The organism is Streptomyces sp. NRRL S-495, assembly GCF_000966955.1.
Classification (GTDB): domain Bacteria; phylum Actinomycetota; class Actinomycetes; order Streptomycetales; family Streptomycetaceae; genus Kitasatospora; species Kitasatospora purpeofusca.
The window spans coordinates 1-14825 of the sequence record NZ_JZWY01000086.1; the positions used below are offsets into that span (position 1 = coordinate 1).

The window sequence follows — 14825 nt, forward strand, 5'->3', positions numbered from 1 at the left end:
ACCCGTCACCCCGACCCCACCGCCCCCACGCGCCCCACCACCCCTCCGACCTCCCGGAACACCCCACCGGAGGCAGCCCGTAACCGATCACCCCCACACTCGTTCGCACACACGGGGGACGGGCACACACGAGCCCGAAGGGGGAGCACCATGCCTGCCGAGTACACCCGTGACCTGCTCGCGGAGAAGGCCTCGGCCGCCGCATCGCTCGACGAGATGCTCGTCGCGCTGGGCAGGGAGCCGAACAAGGACCGCCGCAAGTACCTGCGGCGGAAGCTGACCGAGTTCGCCGTCGACACCTCGCACTTCCACCCCGGGGGAAGCGTCTACACCCGGGAGCTCCTCCAGGAGGCGGTCGACGCCTCGCACAGCATCGCCGGGACCGTACGCCACCTCCAGCTGCGACAGGCCGGTGGCACCCAGGCGCACATCGGGCGCCGGATCAAGGCCCTCGGCATAGACACCTCGCACTTCACCGGGCAGGCCCACAACCGCGGCAAGCACTCGACCAGACGGCTCCCGCCCAACGAGATACTGGTCCAGCGTCCCCCGGAGGCGAAGCGCCTGCCCGGCCACCGCATCCGCGCCGCACTGGCCGAACTCGGCCGACCGGAACTCTGCGAGGGATGCGGCACCGGCCCCGAGTGGCGGGGACGCCCGTTGACCTTGGAAGTGGACCACATCAACGGGGACTGGTCCGACAACCGGCCGGACAACCTCCGGCTGCTCTGCCCGAACTGCCACGCCATCACCGCCACGTACTGCCGACGGAAGAGCCCCCGGCCGTAACCGGCCGATCGGAAGGTGCCGACGGTTCCGCGAGCCCAGTACCATGATGGCCAGCAGGACAGGCGGCCGTGGCGCAGAGGCGACGCAGACGGTTTAGGTCCGTTGGCCCGTGAGGGCTTGAGGGTTCGAATCCCTTCGGCCGCACCAGGTATCGGCATCAAATCGAAGGCCCGCCCCGAATCGATCTTCGGGGCGGGCCTTCGTCGTTCACGGGGTTCCGGATCAGCCGATCAGGTCCTTCACGACCGGGGCGAGGGCGCGGAAGGCCTGGCCGCGGTGACTGATGGCGTTCTTCTCGGCGGGGGTCAGTTCGGCGCAGGTGCGGGTCTCGCCGAGGGGCTGGAGGATCGGGTCGTAGCCGAAGCCGCCGTCGCCCGCCGGGGCGGTGCGCAGGGTGCCGAGCAGGCGGCCCTCGACGACGCGCTCGGTGCCGTCCGGCAGGGCGAGGGCGGCGGCGCAGAAGAAGTGGGCGCCGCGGTGCTCGGGGGCGATGTCGGAGAGCTGGGCGAGCAGCAGGTCGAGGTTGGCGCGGTCGTCGCCGTGCTTGCCGGACCAGCGGGCGGAGAGGATGCCGGGGGCGCCGCCCAGGACGTCGACGCAGAGGCCGGAGTCGTCGGCGACGGCGGGCAGTCCGGTGGCGCGGGCCAGGGCGTGTGCCTTGAGCAGGGCGTTCTCGGCGAAGGTGATGCCGGTCTCGGGGACGTCGGGGATCTCCGGGTAGGCGTCGGCGCCGACCAGTTCGACGTCCAGGCCGGCGTCGCCGAGGATGTCGCGGAGTTCGGCGACCTTGTGCTGGTTGCGGGTGGCGAGGATGAGTCGGGTGGTCATGGATCCACCCTAAACGGACAGGGGCCGTGAGCCCTCGTCAGCCGGTGCAGACCTTGGTGAGGTTGGAGGCGGCGTTGCCGAGCGGCTTGAAGTCCGGGACCTGCTTGTTGTTGACGGCCTGCTGGACCTTGTCGACCTGGGTGTTGAGGTCGTTGATGGCCTGGACGACGTCGGTGTCCTTGGAGTTCTTGCCGAGCTGGTCGAGGTCGTTCTTGAGCTTCTGCAGCGCCTGCCCGGCGGCGGCCGAGTCGTTGCTCGCGTTGCTGTAGGCGTTGCTGACCTCGTTGATGTCCCCGGTGATCTTGACGGCGGTGTTGCCGCAGTCGAGTGCCTTCTGGGCTGCGGAGCAACTGACCGCGCTGAGGGGGAGGATGGCGATCAGGCCGGCCACGGCGAGCATGGTGGGGCGGGCAATGCTCTGGGGCATCCGGTCCTCCTGGGTGCGCGGGTATCCGGAAGGGAAGGACGCGCGCTGAGGGGTGCGCGGTTCCCGGAACGGGGTGCTGCGGGAACCGTACGGGCTCCGGACCCGGCGTGTACAGCGGCCTGGTCCGGAGCCCGGGGGATTTCGCGGAACCGAAATGGAACCGGTATGCGGGGCGTGCCGGCGTCAGCTCTCCAGCTCGCCGAGGACCTTGCGCTGGACCTCGTCGAGCTCGGCGCAGCCGATGGTGCCGAGGTCCAGCAGCTGGTCGAGCAGGGCGCGGTCGAAGGGGGCGCCTTCGGCGGTGCCCTGGACCTCGACGAAGCGGCCGTCGGAGGTGCAGACGATGTTCATGTCGGTCTCGGCGCGGACGTCCTCCTCGTAGCGGAGGTCGAGCATGGGGGTGCCGTCGATGATGCCGACGCTGACGGCGCTGACCCCGCCGGTGATCGGCTTGCCCTTGGCGCGGAGGAGCTTGCGCTCGCGGGCCCAGCCGACGGCGTCGACGAGGGCGACGTAGGCGCCGGTGATGGCGGCGGTGCGGGTGCCGCCGTCGGCCTGGAGGACGTCGCAGTCGAGGACGATGGTGTTCTCGGCGAGGGCGCGGTGGTCGACGACGGCGCGCAGCGAGCGGCCGATGAGGCGGCTGATCTCGTGGGTGCGGCCGCCGAGGCGGCCCTTGACGGATTCGCGGTCGCCGCGGGTGTTGGTGGCGCGCGGGAGCATGGAGTACTCGGCGGTGACCCAGCCTTCGCCGCTGCCCTTGCGCCAGCGGGGGACGCCCTCGGTGACGCTGGCGGTGCACAGCACCTTGGTGTCGCCGTAGGAGATGAGGACGGAGCCTTCGGCGTGCTTGCTCCAGCCCCGTTCGATGGTGACGGGGCGGAGCTGGTCGGGGGTGCGGCCGTCGATGCGTGACATAGGCACCGAGCGTAGTCGGTTGTGGGGGGCGTCCCGGCGTGCCTCGGCCCGCCGACCGGAGGGGTCGGCGGGCCGGGTGGCGCGGGGGCCGAGGTGGCGCGGGGCCGGGGTGGCGCGGGCGCGGAGGCCGGGGCCGGGTGGCGCGGGACGCCGGGTGGAGCGAGCCGGTGGGCTCAGCTCACATCATGTCCTCGATCTCGCCGGCGATCGGGTCGGCGTCGGTGCCGATGACGACCTGGATCGCGGTGCCCATCTTGACGACGCCGTGGGCGCCGGCGGCCTTCAGCGCGGCCTCGTCGACGAGGGAGGCGTCCTTGACCTCGGTGCGAAGGCGGGTGATGCAGCCCTCGACCTCTTCGATGTTGTCGATGCCGCCGAGACCGGCGACGATCTTCTCAGCCTTGCTGGCCATTGCTTTCTCCCTCTGTCTCGGCTCGTCGGCTGCTCTGCCGGGTGCCGTCCTGCGCGGTGACCTCGGTCGCGGGTGACGCGTGGTCAGTGGTCGGTCGTGCCGTGGCGTGCTGTCGGAGCAGCGCGACCAGCATGACGTGATCCGGACCGATATGTCACGTTAGTCCACTTTTGGCCCACTTCGACGCGCATACCCCTGGTCGGCACCCGAGGATGACGAGCAGCGGGGCCGGTCTCCCGGTGCGCGGACTGCGTCCCAAAGTGGTCTACACCAATATATGTGTACCCCGATGAACGCAGGAAGGGCCCCGGGTGTTCCCGGTCCCCGCCCGAGGTCCCGCCGGGGACCACCGGACGGCAACCGCACTCGGAGGGCGAAGGATGAGTTCGGCAGGCGCCGCGGCGTCGCAGAGCACGTGGTGGCACACCTTCTACGGCGGACTCCAGAAGATGGGCCGCTCGCTCCAGCTGCCGGTGGCGGTGCTCCCGGCCGCCGGCATCCTCAACCGGCTCGGGCAGCCCGACGTCTTCGGCAAGGACGGCCTGGGCTGGGACGACGTCGCCAAGGTCTTCGCCGCGGCGGGCGGTGCGCTGCTGGACTCCTCGCTCGGTCTGCCGATGCTGTTCTGCGTCGGTGTCGCGATCGGCATGGCCAAGAAGGCCGACGGCTCGACCGCGCTCGCCGCGGTGGTCGGCTTCCTCGTCTTCTACCGGGTGCTGCACGCCTTCCCCGAGCACTGCCAGCCGCCGACGGTGCTGGTCAGCGACCAGTGCGTGGACTACACCTCGGCGAAGGCGGCCGCCGCGACGTACCAGAACCCCGGGGTGCTGGGCGGCATCCTGATCGGCCTGATGACGGCCTGGCTCTGGGTGCGCTTCCACCGCACCCGGCTGGTCGACTGGCTGGGCTTCTTCAACGGCCGCCGCCTGGTGCCGATGATCACCGCCCTGGTCGGGATGGTCCTGGCCTGCCTGGCGCTGTGGGTCTGGCCGCCGATCGGGCGGGCCCTGAACGACTTCAGCCAGACCCTGGCCGACCTGGGGTCGGTCGGCGCGGGCATCTTCGGCGTGGCCAACCGGGCCCTGCTGCTGATCGGCATGCACCAGCTGCTGAACACCTTCGTCTGGTTCCAGTTCGGCGAGTTCACCAAGCCGGACGGCACGATCGTGCACGGCGACATCCCGCGCTTCCTGGGCGGGGACCCGACGGCCGGCCAGTTCCAGTCCGGCTTCTTCCCGATCATGATGTTCGCGCTGCCGGCGTGCGCGCTGGCCATCGCGCACGCGGCCAAGCCGCACCGGCGCAAGGAGATCTACGGCCTGATGGTCTCGCTGGGCCTGACCTCCTTCGTGACCGGCGTCACCGAGCCGATCGAGTACTCCTTCGCCTACATCGCCCCGGTGCTGTACGCGGTGCACGCCCTGCTGACCGGTGTCTCGATGGCGGTCACCTGGGGGCTGGGGGTGCACGACGGCTTCAGCTTCTCGGCCGGTCTGATCGACTACGCGATCAACTGGAGCCTCGCCACCAAGCCCTGGCTGATCATCGTCATCGGCCTCTGCTTCGCCGCCGTGTACTACGCGCTCTTCCGCTTCATCATCGTGAAATTCGACCTGAAAACTCCGGGGCGGGAGGACGAGAGCGAGGTCGAGGACGTGACCAAGGCATAAACCGAGCGTCACCGCCGCCAATCCGAAAAGGCCCCCGGACCCTTGGTCCGGGGGCCTTCGGCATATCCGGCCCGGGCCGATGGTCCCGGTGCGGAACGCCGGACCGTCACCGGTGACGAGCCATCGGTGACCTGCCGGGGAGTCCCGGGGGCCGTCGGCTTTTTGTTGCGCAATTAGCCAAAATACCAATCACGGCGGGTAATCAAGATCGTTGATCCGCAAGTAGGTTTCGATTTCATAGCGCTTCCCATCAGCACCGCTTTCGAGGGTTCCCCGCCCCCTCCACCCGTGCTACAAAACTGGTCTACACCACGTGTGGTGTAGACCAGTTCGCGGTTCGGCCCCCTGTGCCCTCCCCCCGACCGACCCGCCCTTGCCGTAAGGAATCCACCCCCATGAGTCAGTCTGCGCAGGCACCGGCGCCCGCCACGGCTCCGGCCACGCCCAGTCCCGCCAAGAAGTTCGGCCAGAACCTGCTCCAGGGCCTGCAGAAGATCGGCCGCAGCCTCCAGCTGCCCATCGCCGTCCTCCCCGCCGCCGGTCTGCTGATGCGACTGGGCCAGGACGACGTCTTCGGCAAGGACGGCCTCGGCTGGGACAAGGTCGCCGCGGTGTTCGCCGCCGCGGGCAACGGCGTCTTCGACAACCTGCCGCTGCTCTTCGCGGTCGGCATCGCCATCGGCTTCGCCAAGAAGGCCGACGGCTCGACCGCCCTGGCCGCCCTGGTCGGCTTCCTGGTCTACAAGAACGTGCTCACCGCGTTCCCGATCGCCGAGGGCCACATCGCCGACGGCAAGTGGGTCCCCGCCACCTACCAGAACCCCGGTGTGCTCGGCGGCATCGTGATCGGCCTGCTCAGCGCCGTGCTGTGGCAGAAGTACCACCGCACCAAGCTGGTCGACTGGCTCGGCTTCTTCAACGGCCGCCGCCTGGTCCCGATCATGATGGCCTTCGTCGGCACCGCCGTCGGTGTGTTCTTCGCCCTGACCTGGGGCCCCATCGGTGACGCGATCAAGAGCCTGAACGACACCCTCATCGGTGCGGGCGCCGTCGGCGCCGGCGCGTTCGGCCTGGTCAACCGCGGTCTGCTGCCGGTCGGCATGCACCAGTTCGTCAACTCCTACGCCTGGTTCCAGACCGGTGACTTCACCAAGCCCGACGGCACCGTCGTGCACGGCGACCTGACCCGCTTCTTCGCCGGCGACCCGACCGCCGGACAGTTCATGTCGGGCTTCTTCCCGATCATGATGTTCGCCCTCCCGGCCGCCGCCTTCGCGATCGCCCACACCGCCAAGCCGCACCGCCGCAAGGCCGTCACCGGCATGATGCTGTCGCTGGCCCTGACCTCCTTCGTGACCGGTGTCACCGAGCCGATCGAGTTCTCCTTCGTCTTCATCGCCCCGGTGCTGTACGTCATCCACGCGCTGCTGACCGCCGTCTCGATGGCCGTCACCTGGGCGCTCGGCGTGCACGACGGCTTCACCTTCTCCGGCGGTCTGATCGACTACGCGCTTGCCTGGAGCAAGGCCACCGACCCGTGGATGATCATCCCGCTCGGCCTGGCGTTCGCCGCGCTGTACTACTTCCTCTTCCGCTTCGCGATCGTGAAGTTCGACCTCAAGACCCCCGGCCGCGAGGACGAGGACGAGATCGAGGACGTCACCAAGGCCTGACCGCCCGACGCCCGGAACCACCCGCACGCCGCTCACGGCCCCGCCCCGCCACCCGCTCCCCCGGGTGGCGGGGCGGGGCCGTTCCGCATGCCCGGGGCGGGCTTCCCACGTACCTGGAAGCGGCTAACCGGGTGTCCACGGAGGTGGCCACCCGCTGGGACGACGGTTGACGAACCGGCGAGGGCGCTGGTCAACTGGGGCGGTGAACGCCTCCCACCCGCTGGTGACCCGCAGCCACATCGACTTCGGTCGCGTGTGGTCCGCGGCGTGTCGCGGCTGACCCGAGCGCTCCCCGCGCCGACGCCCGGCTGACCTCCCGCCGCGCCCGGCCGTTCCTCCCCTCCCCCGCGCCCGCCCGTGCCCCGGGCGCGCGGCCCCGTGCCCGTCCGCACCGCCCGTCCCCGTACCCGCCCCGGCCGCCCCACCGCGTCCGGGCCGCTGGGCACGGGTCGCGGGCCGGTCCGCGACCGCCGCACGCACCGCTTCCGTACGAGGAAAGTCAAGGCCACCCATGCCCCGCCAACTGCACCTTTCCGCCGCCCTCGACAGCCCCGGCCGGTTCGACGCCGCCCACTTCACCGACCTCGCCCGGCTCGCCGAACGGGCCGCCCTCGACTTCGTCACCCTCGACGACTCCTACACCCCCGAACCCGGCCGGCTCGACGCGCTGGCGACCTTCGCCCGGCTCGCCCCGGTCACCAGCGGCCTCGGACTGGTCCCGACCGTCACCACCACCCACACCGAGCCCTTCCACACCTCGATCGCGGTCAACACCCTGGACTGGGTCAGCGAGGGCCGGGCCGGCTGGCTGGTCGGGGTCTCCGACACCGAGGCCGAGGCCAGGGCCTTCGGCCGCCGGGGCACCGCCCCCGCCGAGGAGCTCTGGGCCGAGGCCGCCGACGCCGCCGACGCCGCCTCCCGGCTCTGGGACAGCTGGGAGGACGACGCGGAGATCCGCGACGCCGCCACCGGCCGCTTCGTCGACCGCGCCAAACTGCACCACATCGACTTCGAGGGCCCGTACTTCTCGGTCCGGGGGCCGTCCATCACCCCCCGCCCGCCGCAGGGCCGCCCGGTGATCGCGGTCACCGTCGCCGCCGCCGACCTCGCACCGGACGCCGGCCCCGGCGGCCGCGCCCGGGTCGCCACCGCCGCCCGCCACGCGGACGTCGTCCTGCTCGACGCCCCCGACCGGGCCACCCGGCTGACCGCCGCCACCGAGCTGCGGCTGCGCGGCGGCGAGGCGCTGCGGATCCTGGCCCGGATCCCGGTCGCGCTCACCACCGCCGCCGCGACCGCCGCCCTGCTCACCGAGGCCACCGAGGGCGGCGGCGGGGTCGACGGCTTCCACCTGGTGCCCGCCGATCCCGCCCGCGACCTCGCGGTGCTCGCCGACCACGTGGTGCCGGCCCTGCGCGAGCGCGGCCTGTTCCGCACCGGCTACACCGGCCGCACCCTGCGCGACCGGCTCGGGCTGGCCCGGCCCGCCAGCCGCTACGCGTCCGCCGCCACCAGCAGCGCCGCCAGCACCACCACCACCGACATATCCGCCGCCGGAACGCCCGCCACCGCCGGTACGCCCACCCGCCCCGCCGCGACCGCCGAGGTGACCCGATGACGGACCGTCCGCTCAAGCAGATCCACCTCGCCGCGCACTTCCCCGGCGTCAACAACACCACGGTGTGGACCGATCCGGCCGCCGGCAGCCAGATCGCCTTCGAGTCCTTCCGCCACCTCGCCGCCACCGCCGAGCGCGGCCGGTTCGACTTCCTCTTCCTCGCCGAGGGCCTGCGGCTGCGCGAGGTCAAGGGCCGGATCCACGACCTGGACGTGCTGGGCCGCCCCGAGTCGATCACCGTGCTGGCCGCGCTCGCCGCCGTCACCACCCGTCTGGGGCTGGCCGCGACCGTCAACGCCACCTTCAACGAGCCGTACGAACTGGCCCGCCGCTTCGCCTCGCTGGACCACCTCTCCGGCGGCCGCGCCGCCTGGAACGTGGTCACCTCCTCGGACGCCTTCACCGGTGAGAACTTCCGCCGCGGCGGCTACCTCGACCGCGCCGACCGCTACACCCGGGCCGCCGAATTCGTGCAGCTGGCCCGGGAGTTCTGGGACGCGGCGGGCGCCGGCACGGTCCGCCACCAGGGTCCGCAGTTCGACGTCGAGGGCACCCTCTCGGTGCCCCGGCCGCCGCAGGGCCACCCGGTGGTGATCCAGGCCGGGGACTCCGACGAGGGCCGCGAGTTCGCCGCCGCCACCGCCGACGTGGTCTTCAGCCGGCACTCCACCCTGGCCGCCGGACAGGCCTTCCACGCCGACGTCAAGCGGCGGCTGGCCGCGTACGGGCGCAAGCCCGACGAGCTGAAGATCATGCCCGGGGTGACCTGGGTGCTGGGCGACACCGAGGAGGAGGCGGTCGAACGGGCCGCCGCGATCCGCCGCGCCCAAGTGAGTCCGGCCACCGCCATCGCCTACCTGGAACAGGTCTGGGGCGTCGACCTCTCCGGCCACGACGTGGACGGCCCGCTGCCGGACGTCGACCCGGTGCGCGGCTCCGGGCTGGTCCAGGGGCGGACCTCGCTCGGCGATCCGCTGGAGATCGCCGCCGAGTGGCGGGCGGTGGCCGCCGCGAAGGGGCTCAGCAGCCGCGAGCTGGTGATCGAGGTGACCGGCCGGCAGTCCTTCATCGGTACCCCGCGGAGCGTGGCCGAGCAGATCGACCGCCATGTGCAGAGCGACGCCGCGGACGGCTTCATCCTCGTCCCCCACCTCACCCCGGGCGGGCTGGACGAGTTCGTGGACCGGGTGGTGCCGCTGCTCCAGGAGCGCGGGGTGTTCCGCACCGAGTACACCGGGACGACCCTGCGCGACCACCTCGGCCTGCCGGTCCCCGGCCGCCGCTGAGCCCGTCGGGGCCGCCGTCGGGCCACCGTCGGGGGTCGCTGCCGGGGCAGGTCCCCGGCGGCGGCCCGGCCGGGGGGCTCAGATCTCGTAGACCGCCCCGGCCCGGGCGATCTCGACCGGCCCGGGATAGGCGGCGGCCGCGTCCCGCCGGTTGAGCTCGGCGTCCGTCCACGGCGGGATGTGGGTGAGCACGAGCCGGCGGGCGCCGGCCGCGGTGGCGTGCTCGCCCGCCTCGCGGCCGTTGAGGTGCACGGCCCGGTAGGTGTCCCGGCCGTCCAGGTAGGCGGCCTCGCAGAGGAAGAGGTCGGCGTCCCGGGCGAGCTCGACGAGTTCGGCGCTCTCCCCGGTGTCGCCGGAGTAGACCAGGCTGCGGCCGCCGTGCTCGAGCCGGAAGGCGAAGGCGTCGACGGGGTGGTTGACCTGGGCGACGTCGATCCGGAAGGGACCGAGGTCGAAGCGGCCCGGGGTGAGGGTGCGGAACTCGAACACCTCCTTCATCCCCGGGTTCTCCGGCATGTCGTAGGCGCGGGCCATCCGTTCGGCGGTGCCGGCCGGGCCGTAGACGGGCATCGGCTCGGGGCAGCCCTCGGCCCGGTAGTTGCGGGCGACCCAGTAGGCGCAGAGGTCGATGCAGTGGTCCGCGTGCAGATGGCTGAGCAGGATCGCGTCGACCTCGTAGATCGAGGCGTACTTCTGGAGGGCGCCGAGCGCGCCGTTGCCGAGGTCGAGCACGACCCGGTAGCCGTCGGCCTCCACGAGGTAGCTGGAGCACGGCGAGTCGGCCGACGGGAAGCTCCCCGAGCACCCCACCACGGTCAGTTTCATCCGAGCCCCTCCGCCCCGACACGTCCTGGCTGCCGCTGGTCATGACAGCGGGCCGGGAGTACCGGCCGGAGGCGCTGCCCTGCGCGTGTTGTCGAGAGTAAGGGCGGAGCGGCACTTTGCCCCCGTCTCCGTGCCGTGCTGTGGCTGGAATCACCAGAACGCCGGGGGGACGGGGGACGGACGGTGCGCCGGTGGTGCTCCGGCACCGGCCGGGGCGGCCCGGCGGTGGACCCTCAGCGGTGGCCGGGGCGGCGGCGGGCCCAGGCGCGGACGGTCTCGGGGTACCAGCGCGGGTGGCCGCCGCCGTCGACCAGGTCGGGTTCGGGGAGCAGGCCGTGCCGCCGGTAGTTGCGGACGGTCTCCGGCTGGACGTTGATGTGACGGGCGATCTCGACGTACGACCACAGGTCGGTACTGCGACTCACGGGCCACCTCCGCTGGTGCGTGGGGAGACGTTCGTGAGCAGCCTTTCCACGCCGGGCGGCGGCCCCGCACCGGAACGGCCACCGTGGTCGTACCGTGACGAACCGGGAGCACGGTACGGACAAATCCCCGATCGTCACGACCGGGGCGGTGGAGGTTTCAGGCCCAGAGCTGGCCCTGCAGCGCCTCGACGGCGGCCTCGGTGGACTCGGCGGTGTAGATGCCGGTGGAGAGGTACTTCCAGCCACCGTCCGCGACCACGAACACGATGTCGGCGCGCTCGCCGGCCTGGGCGGCCTTGCGGCCGACGCCGATCGCCGCGTGCAGGATCGCGCCGGTGGACACCCCGGCGAAGATGCCCTCCTCCTGGAGGAGTTCGCGGGTGCGGCGGACGGCGTCGGCGGAGCCGACCGAGAAGCGGGTGGTCAGCACCTCGGCGTCGTACAGCTCGGGGACGAAGCCCTCGTCGAGGTTGCGCAGCCCGTAGACCAGGTCGTCGTAGCGCGGTTCGGCGGCGACGATCCGCACGCCGGGGACCTTCTCGCGCAGGAAGCGGCCGACGCCCATGAGGGTGCCGGTGGTGCCGAGTCCGGCCACGAAGTGGGTGACGGTGGGCAGGTCGGCGAGGATCTCGGGGCCGGTGGTGGCGTAGTGGGCGCCGGCGTTGTCGGGGTTGCCGTACTGGTAGAGCATGACCCAGTCGGGGTGCTCGGCGGCGATCTCCTTGGCGATCCGGACGGCGGTGTTGGAGCCGCCGGCGGCGGGCGAGGGGATGATCTCGGCGCCCCACATGCGGAGCAGTTCGCGCCGTTCCTCGCTGGTGTTCTCGGGCATGACGCAGACCATCCGGTAGCCCTTGAGCTTGGCCGCCATGGCGAGCGAGATACCGGTGTTGCCGCTGGTGGGTTCGAGGATCGTGCAGCCGGGGGTGAGCCGGCCGTCGGCCTCGGCGCGCTCGATCATGTGCAGGGCCGGGCGGTCCTTGATGGAGCCGGTGGGGTTGCGGTCCTCCAGCTTCGCCCACAGGGTGACCGGGCCGTCGGTGTTGCCGGGGACCGCGGCGGACAGCCGGGGCAGGCGGACCAGCGGGGTGTTGCCGACGGCTTCGAGCGGGCTGTCGTAACGCAAGGGGTCCTCCGGCGGCGGCGGTGTGGTCGGGTCCGGTCGGGCGGAGCCCGCCCCGGCCCGGGCGGAGCGCCGGGCCGGGGCGGGCGGGGTGTCAGCGGGCGCCGCCGGCGACGGCGGGCAGGATGGTGACGCTGTCGCCGTCGGCGAGGGCGGTCGAGATGCCCTCCAGGAAGCGCACGTCCTCGTCGTTCAGGTAGACGTTGACGAAGCGGCGCAGCTCGCCGCCGTCCAGCAGGCGGCCGGCGATGCCCGGGTGGCGGGCGTCCAGGTCCTGGAAGAGTTCCCCGAGGTTGCTGCCGGTGCCCTCGACGGCCTTGGCGCCGTCGGTGTAGGTGCGGAGGATGGTCGGGATGCGGACCTCGATGGCCATGGGTGCGCTCCTGTGCGAGTCGTGAGGTGGGTGGGCCGCAGCGGGCGCGGCAGGGCGTGACGGCCCGGGGCGGTGGGATCCGCGGCGGGCCGGGACGGGCGGCTCAGCGCGAGCGCGCCGGCGTACCGGGACAGATCGCGCCGGCGTGCCGGCACAGGTCGATGTGCAGGCGCGCCACGAGGCGGGTGCCCGGGGCCTGGTTGCTCACATCGACGGAACGCATGGGCTCATCGTATAGATTCCCGGGCCCGCTCCTCCATGCCCGTCCCGACATCCGGATGGTTTCGTCCCTCATGTCGAGACGGCCCGGGAACAGCAGTGGCCCGCCGACCACTCGCGGAGGTCGGCGGGCCTCGCCCAGGTGGGTGCGGGTCAGGCCTGGTGGGCCTCGACGACCTGGACGTCTTCCTCCGTGATCACACCGTCCACGATGCGGAACGAGCGGAACTCGTACGGGTCTTCGGTGCCGTTGCCCTCGGCGGTGGAGACCAGGACGTAGTGGGCGTTCGGCTCGGAGGCGTAGCTCACGTCGGTGCGCGAGGGGTAGGCCTCGGTGGCGGTGTGGGAGTGGTAGACGATCACGGGCTCCTCGTCCCGGTCGTCCATCTCACGGTAGAGCTTCAGCAGGTCGCCCGAGTCGAACTCGTAGAACGTGGGCGAGCGGGCGGCGTTGAGCATCGGGACGAACCGCTCGGGGCGGCCGCTGCCTTCCGGACCGGCGACCACACCGCAGGCCTCGTCCGGGTGGTCGGCGCGGGCGTGGGCGACGATCGCGTCGCGCAGTTCTCGGGTGATGGTCAGCATGGCGTCAGGATGCCACGCCCCGGCGGATCACCGCCGGGGCGTCCACGACGGCCGGGGGTGCCGTCTCAGTGCGTGTCGGCGCCGTCGCCGGCCGCGTGCAGGTGGTCGTGCGCGACCGCGTGCACCGCCTCGGGGCGGCGGCGCTTGAGCACCTGGTAGCCGGCCACGAGCAGGACCGCCCAGACCGGGAAGACGTACAACGAGATCCGGTTGTCCTCGTCCAGGGCGATCAGGACGACCACGAGGACGAGGAAGGCGAGCGAGGCCCAGCTGCTCCAGAGGCCGCCGGGGGCCTTGAAGCTGGGCGGCGGCAGGTGGCCGCCCTGCCAGGCCTTCCGGTAGCGGATCTGGCAGATGAGGATCATCGCCCAGGTCCACAGGCCGCAGACGGTGGCGACCGAGGTGATGTACTCGAACGCGCGGGCCGGGACGAGGGCGTTGAGCACCACGCCGGCGCCCATCAGCAGGCAGGAGAGGGTGATCGCGACGGACGGCGTGCGGCGGGAGTTGAGCTTGGTCAGCCGTCCGGGGGCCTGGCCGCGCAGCGCGAGGTCGCGCAGCATCCGGCCGGTGGAGTACATGCCGGAGTTGCAGGAGGAGAGCGCGGCGGTGAGCACCACGAAGTTGATGATGCCGGCCGCGGCGGGGATGCCGATCTTGCCGAAGGCGGCGACGAACGGGCTGACGCCGGGCTGGAACTCGGTCCACGGCACCAGCGAGAGGATGATCACCAGGGCGCCGATGTAGAACAGCGCGATCCGCCAGGGCAGGGTGTTGATGGCGCGCGGGAGGGTCTTCTGCGGGTTCTCGCTCTCCCCGGCGGTGACGCCGACGAGTTCGACGCCCAGGTAGGCGAACATGACGATCTGCAGGGTCATCACGGTGGCGCCGATGCCCTTGGGGAAGAAGCCGCCGTTCTCCCACAGGTGGGTGATCGAGGCGGTGTCGCCGGCGTCGCTGAAGCCCAGGGTGAGGACGCCGATGCCGATCAGGATCATGCCGATGATGGCGGTGACCTTGACCATGGAGAACCAGAACTCGATCTCGCCGAAGAGCTTCACCGAGATCAGGTTGGCCCCGTAGAGGATCACCAGGAAGACCAGCGCGCTGAGCCACTGCGGGATGTCGGGTGCCCAGAAGCGGACGTAGACGGCCGCGGCGGTGGTCTCCGCCATGCCGGTGACCACCCAGAACAGCCAGTACGTCCAGCCGGTCACATAGCCGGCGAAGGGGCCGAGGAACTCCCGCGCGTACTCGGCGAAACTGCCGGAGACCGGGCGGTAGGTGAGGAGTTCGCCGAGTGCCCGCATGATCACGAAGATCACCACACCGGCGACGGCGTAGGAGAGGATCAGGCTGGGGCCGGACTTGGAGATCGCGGTGCCGGCGCCGAGGAAGAGTCCGGTGCCGATCGCGCCGCCGATCGCGATCATCTGGATCTGGCGGCTGCCGAGCCCCCGCTCGTAGCCCTCCTCGTCCGGTTTCGCGTCGACGACCTCGTCGTAGAGCCGTTCGGCCATGGTGCACCGTCCTGGATGGGTTCTCGTGGTGGGACTCGTGGGGATGGGGAGCAGTCGTACCACGCCCGATCCGGACAGCGGTGTCCATCTGAGCGATATTTGAGCATGTCCCGATAGGGTTTCGCCCGTTTTGA

At 71.6% G+C, this 14825-nt stretch carries 16 protein-coding genes and 1 tRNA gene; 6 read left to right on the top strand and 11 right to left on the bottom strand.

What is annotated here, in order from left to right; genetic code table 11:
* The first annotated feature begins 150 nt into the window (after positions 1 to 150).
* Positions 151 to 789, top strand: a complete 639-nt coding sequence (locus VR45_RS06130) for an HNH endonuclease signature motif containing protein (protein ID WP_045938650.1) — start codon at positions 151 to 153, stop codon at positions 787 to 789.
* Between the two features lie 62 nt (positions 790 to 851).
* Positions 852 to 936, top strand: a tRNA-Leu gene (locus tag VR45_RS06135).
* A gap of 75 nt (positions 937 to 1011) precedes the next feature.
* Here the strand turns inward: VR45_RS06135 and rdgB are convergent.
* The 4 genes from rdgB to VR45_RS06155 all read right to left on the bottom strand — a co-directional run bounded on the left by rdgB (position 1012) and on the right by VR45_RS06155 (position 3374).
* Positions 1012 to 1617, bottom strand: coding sequence for an RdgB/HAM1 family non-canonical purine NTP pyrophosphatase (gene rdgB, locus VR45_RS06140; protein WP_045938651.1), 606 nt, complete (start codon positions 1615 to 1617; stop codon positions 1012 to 1014).
* A gap of 37 nt (positions 1618 to 1654) precedes the next feature.
* Positions 1655 to 2044 carry a hypothetical protein gene (locus VR45_RS06145; RefSeq protein ID WP_149030570.1) on the bottom strand — a complete coding sequence of 130 codons (390 nt, stop codon included), beginning with the start codon at positions 2042 to 2044 and terminating at the stop codon, positions 1655 to 1657.
* Positions 2045 to 2227: 183 nt separating this feature from the next.
* A complete protein-coding gene (rph, locus tag VR45_RS06150) occupies positions 2228 to 2962 on the bottom strand; it encodes a ribonuclease PH (protein ID WP_045938652.1) in 735 nt (244 codons plus the stop codon).
* Positions 2963 to 3140: 178 nt separating this feature from the next.
* Positions 3141 to 3374 (bottom strand): PTS glucose/sucrose transporter subunit IIB, encoded by a 234-nt coding sequence (locus VR45_RS06155; RefSeq protein ID WP_045938653.1) that lies wholly within the window; start codon positions 3372 to 3374, stop codon positions 3141 to 3143.
* 380 nt (positions 3375 to 3754) lie between these two features.
* Between VR45_RS06155 and VR45_RS06160 the strand changes: the two genes are divergently transcribed.
* The 4 genes from VR45_RS06160 (at position 3755) to VR45_RS06175 (ending at position 9621) form a co-directional block, all read left to right on the top strand.
* Complete coding sequence (locus tag VR45_RS06160; RefSeq protein WP_045938654.1) at positions 3755 to 5044, top strand: PTS transporter subunit EIIC; 1290 nt, start codon at positions 3755 to 3757, stop codon at positions 5042 to 5044.
* Positions 5045 to 5439: 395 nt separating this feature from the next.
* A complete protein-coding gene (locus VR45_RS06165; protein ID WP_045938655.1) occupies positions 5440 to 6717 on the top strand; it encodes a PTS transporter subunit EIIC in 1278 nt (425 codons plus the stop codon).
* Between the two features lie 511 nt (positions 6718 to 7228).
* The gene (locus tag VR45_RS06170) at positions 7229 to 8335 is read left to right on the top strand and encodes an LLM class flavin-dependent oxidoreductase (RefSeq protein ID WP_063772417.1); all 1107 of its coding nucleotides are present in this window, start codon (positions 7229 to 7231) and stop codon (positions 8333 to 8335) included.
* Entirely contained in the window at positions 8332 to 9621 is a 1290-nt protein-coding gene (locus VR45_RS06175; protein ID WP_045938656.1) for an NtaA/DmoA family FMN-dependent monooxygenase, read from the top strand. Before VR45_RS06170 ends, VR45_RS06175 begins: the two co-directional genes overlap by 4 nt.
* A 78-nt stretch (positions 9622 to 9699) precedes the next feature.
* On the opposite strand, the gene VR45_RS06180 is transcribed toward VR45_RS06175, so the two are convergent.
* From VR45_RS06180 to VR45_RS06210, 7 genes are all read right to left on the bottom strand, one after another.
* A complete protein-coding gene (locus VR45_RS06180) occupies positions 9700 to 10446 on the bottom strand; it encodes an MBL fold metallo-hydrolase (protein ID WP_045938657.1) in 747 nt (248 codons plus the stop codon).
* Between the two features lie 233 nt (positions 10447 to 10679).
* Positions 10680 to 10871 carry a MerR family transcriptional regulator gene (locus tag VR45_RS06185; RefSeq protein WP_045938658.1) on the bottom strand — a complete coding sequence of 64 codons (192 nt, stop codon included), beginning with the start codon at positions 10869 to 10871 and terminating at the stop codon, positions 10680 to 10682.
* A gap of 157 nt (positions 10872 to 11028) precedes the next feature.
* Complete coding sequence (locus VR45_RS06190; protein WP_045938659.1) at positions 11029 to 11997, bottom strand: cysteine synthase; 969 nt, start codon at positions 11995 to 11997, stop codon at positions 11029 to 11031.
* 91 nt (positions 11998 to 12088) lie between these two features.
* Positions 12089 to 12367 (bottom strand): MoaD/ThiS family protein, encoded by a 279-nt coding sequence (locus tag VR45_RS06195; RefSeq protein ID WP_045938660.1) that lies wholly within the window; start codon positions 12365 to 12367, stop codon positions 12089 to 12091.
* A gap of 103 nt (positions 12368 to 12470) precedes the next feature.
* Positions 12471 to 12590, bottom strand: coding sequence for a putative leader peptide (locus VR45_RS50465; RefSeq protein ID WP_317621128.1), 120 nt, complete (start codon positions 12588 to 12590; stop codon positions 12471 to 12473).
* 149 nt (positions 12591 to 12739) lie between these two features.
* Positions 12740 to 13171, bottom strand: a complete 432-nt coding sequence (locus VR45_RS06205) for a M67 family metallopeptidase (RefSeq protein WP_045938662.1) — start codon at positions 13169 to 13171, stop codon at positions 12740 to 12742.
* Positions 13172 to 13236: 65 nt separating this feature from the next.
* Complete coding sequence (locus VR45_RS06210; RefSeq protein WP_045938663.1) at positions 13237 to 14691, bottom strand: amino acid permease; 1455 nt, start codon at positions 14689 to 14691, stop codon at positions 13237 to 13239.
* Between the last annotated feature and the right edge of the window lie 134 nt (positions 14692 to 14825).

Coding starts and splice junctions, on each gene's coding strand:
- VR45_RS06165 (WP_045938655.1), top strand. CDS start 5,440: ATGAGTCAGTCTGCGCAGGCACCGGCGCCCGCCACGGCTCCGGCCACG.
- VR45_RS06170 (WP_063772417.1), top strand. CDS start 7,229: ATGCCCCGCCAACTGCACCTTTCCGCCGCCCTCGACAGCCCCGGCCGG.
- VR45_RS06145 (WP_149030570.1), bottom strand. CDS start 2,044: ATGCCCCAGAGCATTGCCCGCCCCACCATGCTCGCCGTGGCCGGCCTG.
- VR45_RS06210 (WP_045938663.1), bottom strand. CDS start 14,691: ATGGCCGAACGGCTCTACGACGAGGTCGTCGACGCGAAACCGGACGAG.
- rph (WP_045938652.1), bottom strand. CDS start 2,962: ATGTCACGCATCGACGGCCGCACCCCCGACCAGCTCCGCCCCGTCACC.
- VR45_RS06180 (WP_045938657.1), bottom strand. CDS start 10,446: ATGAAACTGACCGTGGTGGGGTGCTCGGGGAGCTTCCCGTCGGCCGAC.
- VR45_RS06205 (WP_045938662.1), bottom strand. CDS start 13,171: ATGCTGACCATCACCCGAGAACTGCGCGACGCGATCGTCGCCCACGCC.
- VR45_RS50465 (WP_317621128.1), bottom strand. CDS start 12,590: ATGCGTTCCGTCGATGTGAGCAACCAGGCCCCGGGCACCCGCCTCGTG.
- VR45_RS06195 (WP_045938660.1), bottom strand. CDS start 12,367: ATGGCCATCGAGGTCCGCATCCCGACCATCCTCCGCACCTACACCGAC.
- VR45_RS06155 (WP_045938653.1), bottom strand. CDS start 3,374: ATGGCCAGCAAGGCTGAGAAGATCGTCGCCGGTCTCGGCGGCATCGAC.
- rdgB (WP_045938651.1), bottom strand. CDS start 1,617: ATGACCACCCGACTCATCCTCGCCACCCGCAACCAGCACAAGGTCGCC.
- VR45_RS06130 (WP_045938650.1), top strand. CDS start 151: ATGCCTGCCGAGTACACCCGTGACCTGCTCGCGGAGAAGGCCTCGGCC.
- VR45_RS06160 (WP_045938654.1), top strand. CDS start 3,755: ATGAGTTCGGCAGGCGCCGCGGCGTCGCAGAGCACGTGGTGGCACACC.
- VR45_RS06175 (WP_045938656.1), top strand. CDS start 8,332: ATGACGGACCGTCCGCTCAAGCAGATCCACCTCGCCGCGCACTTCCCC.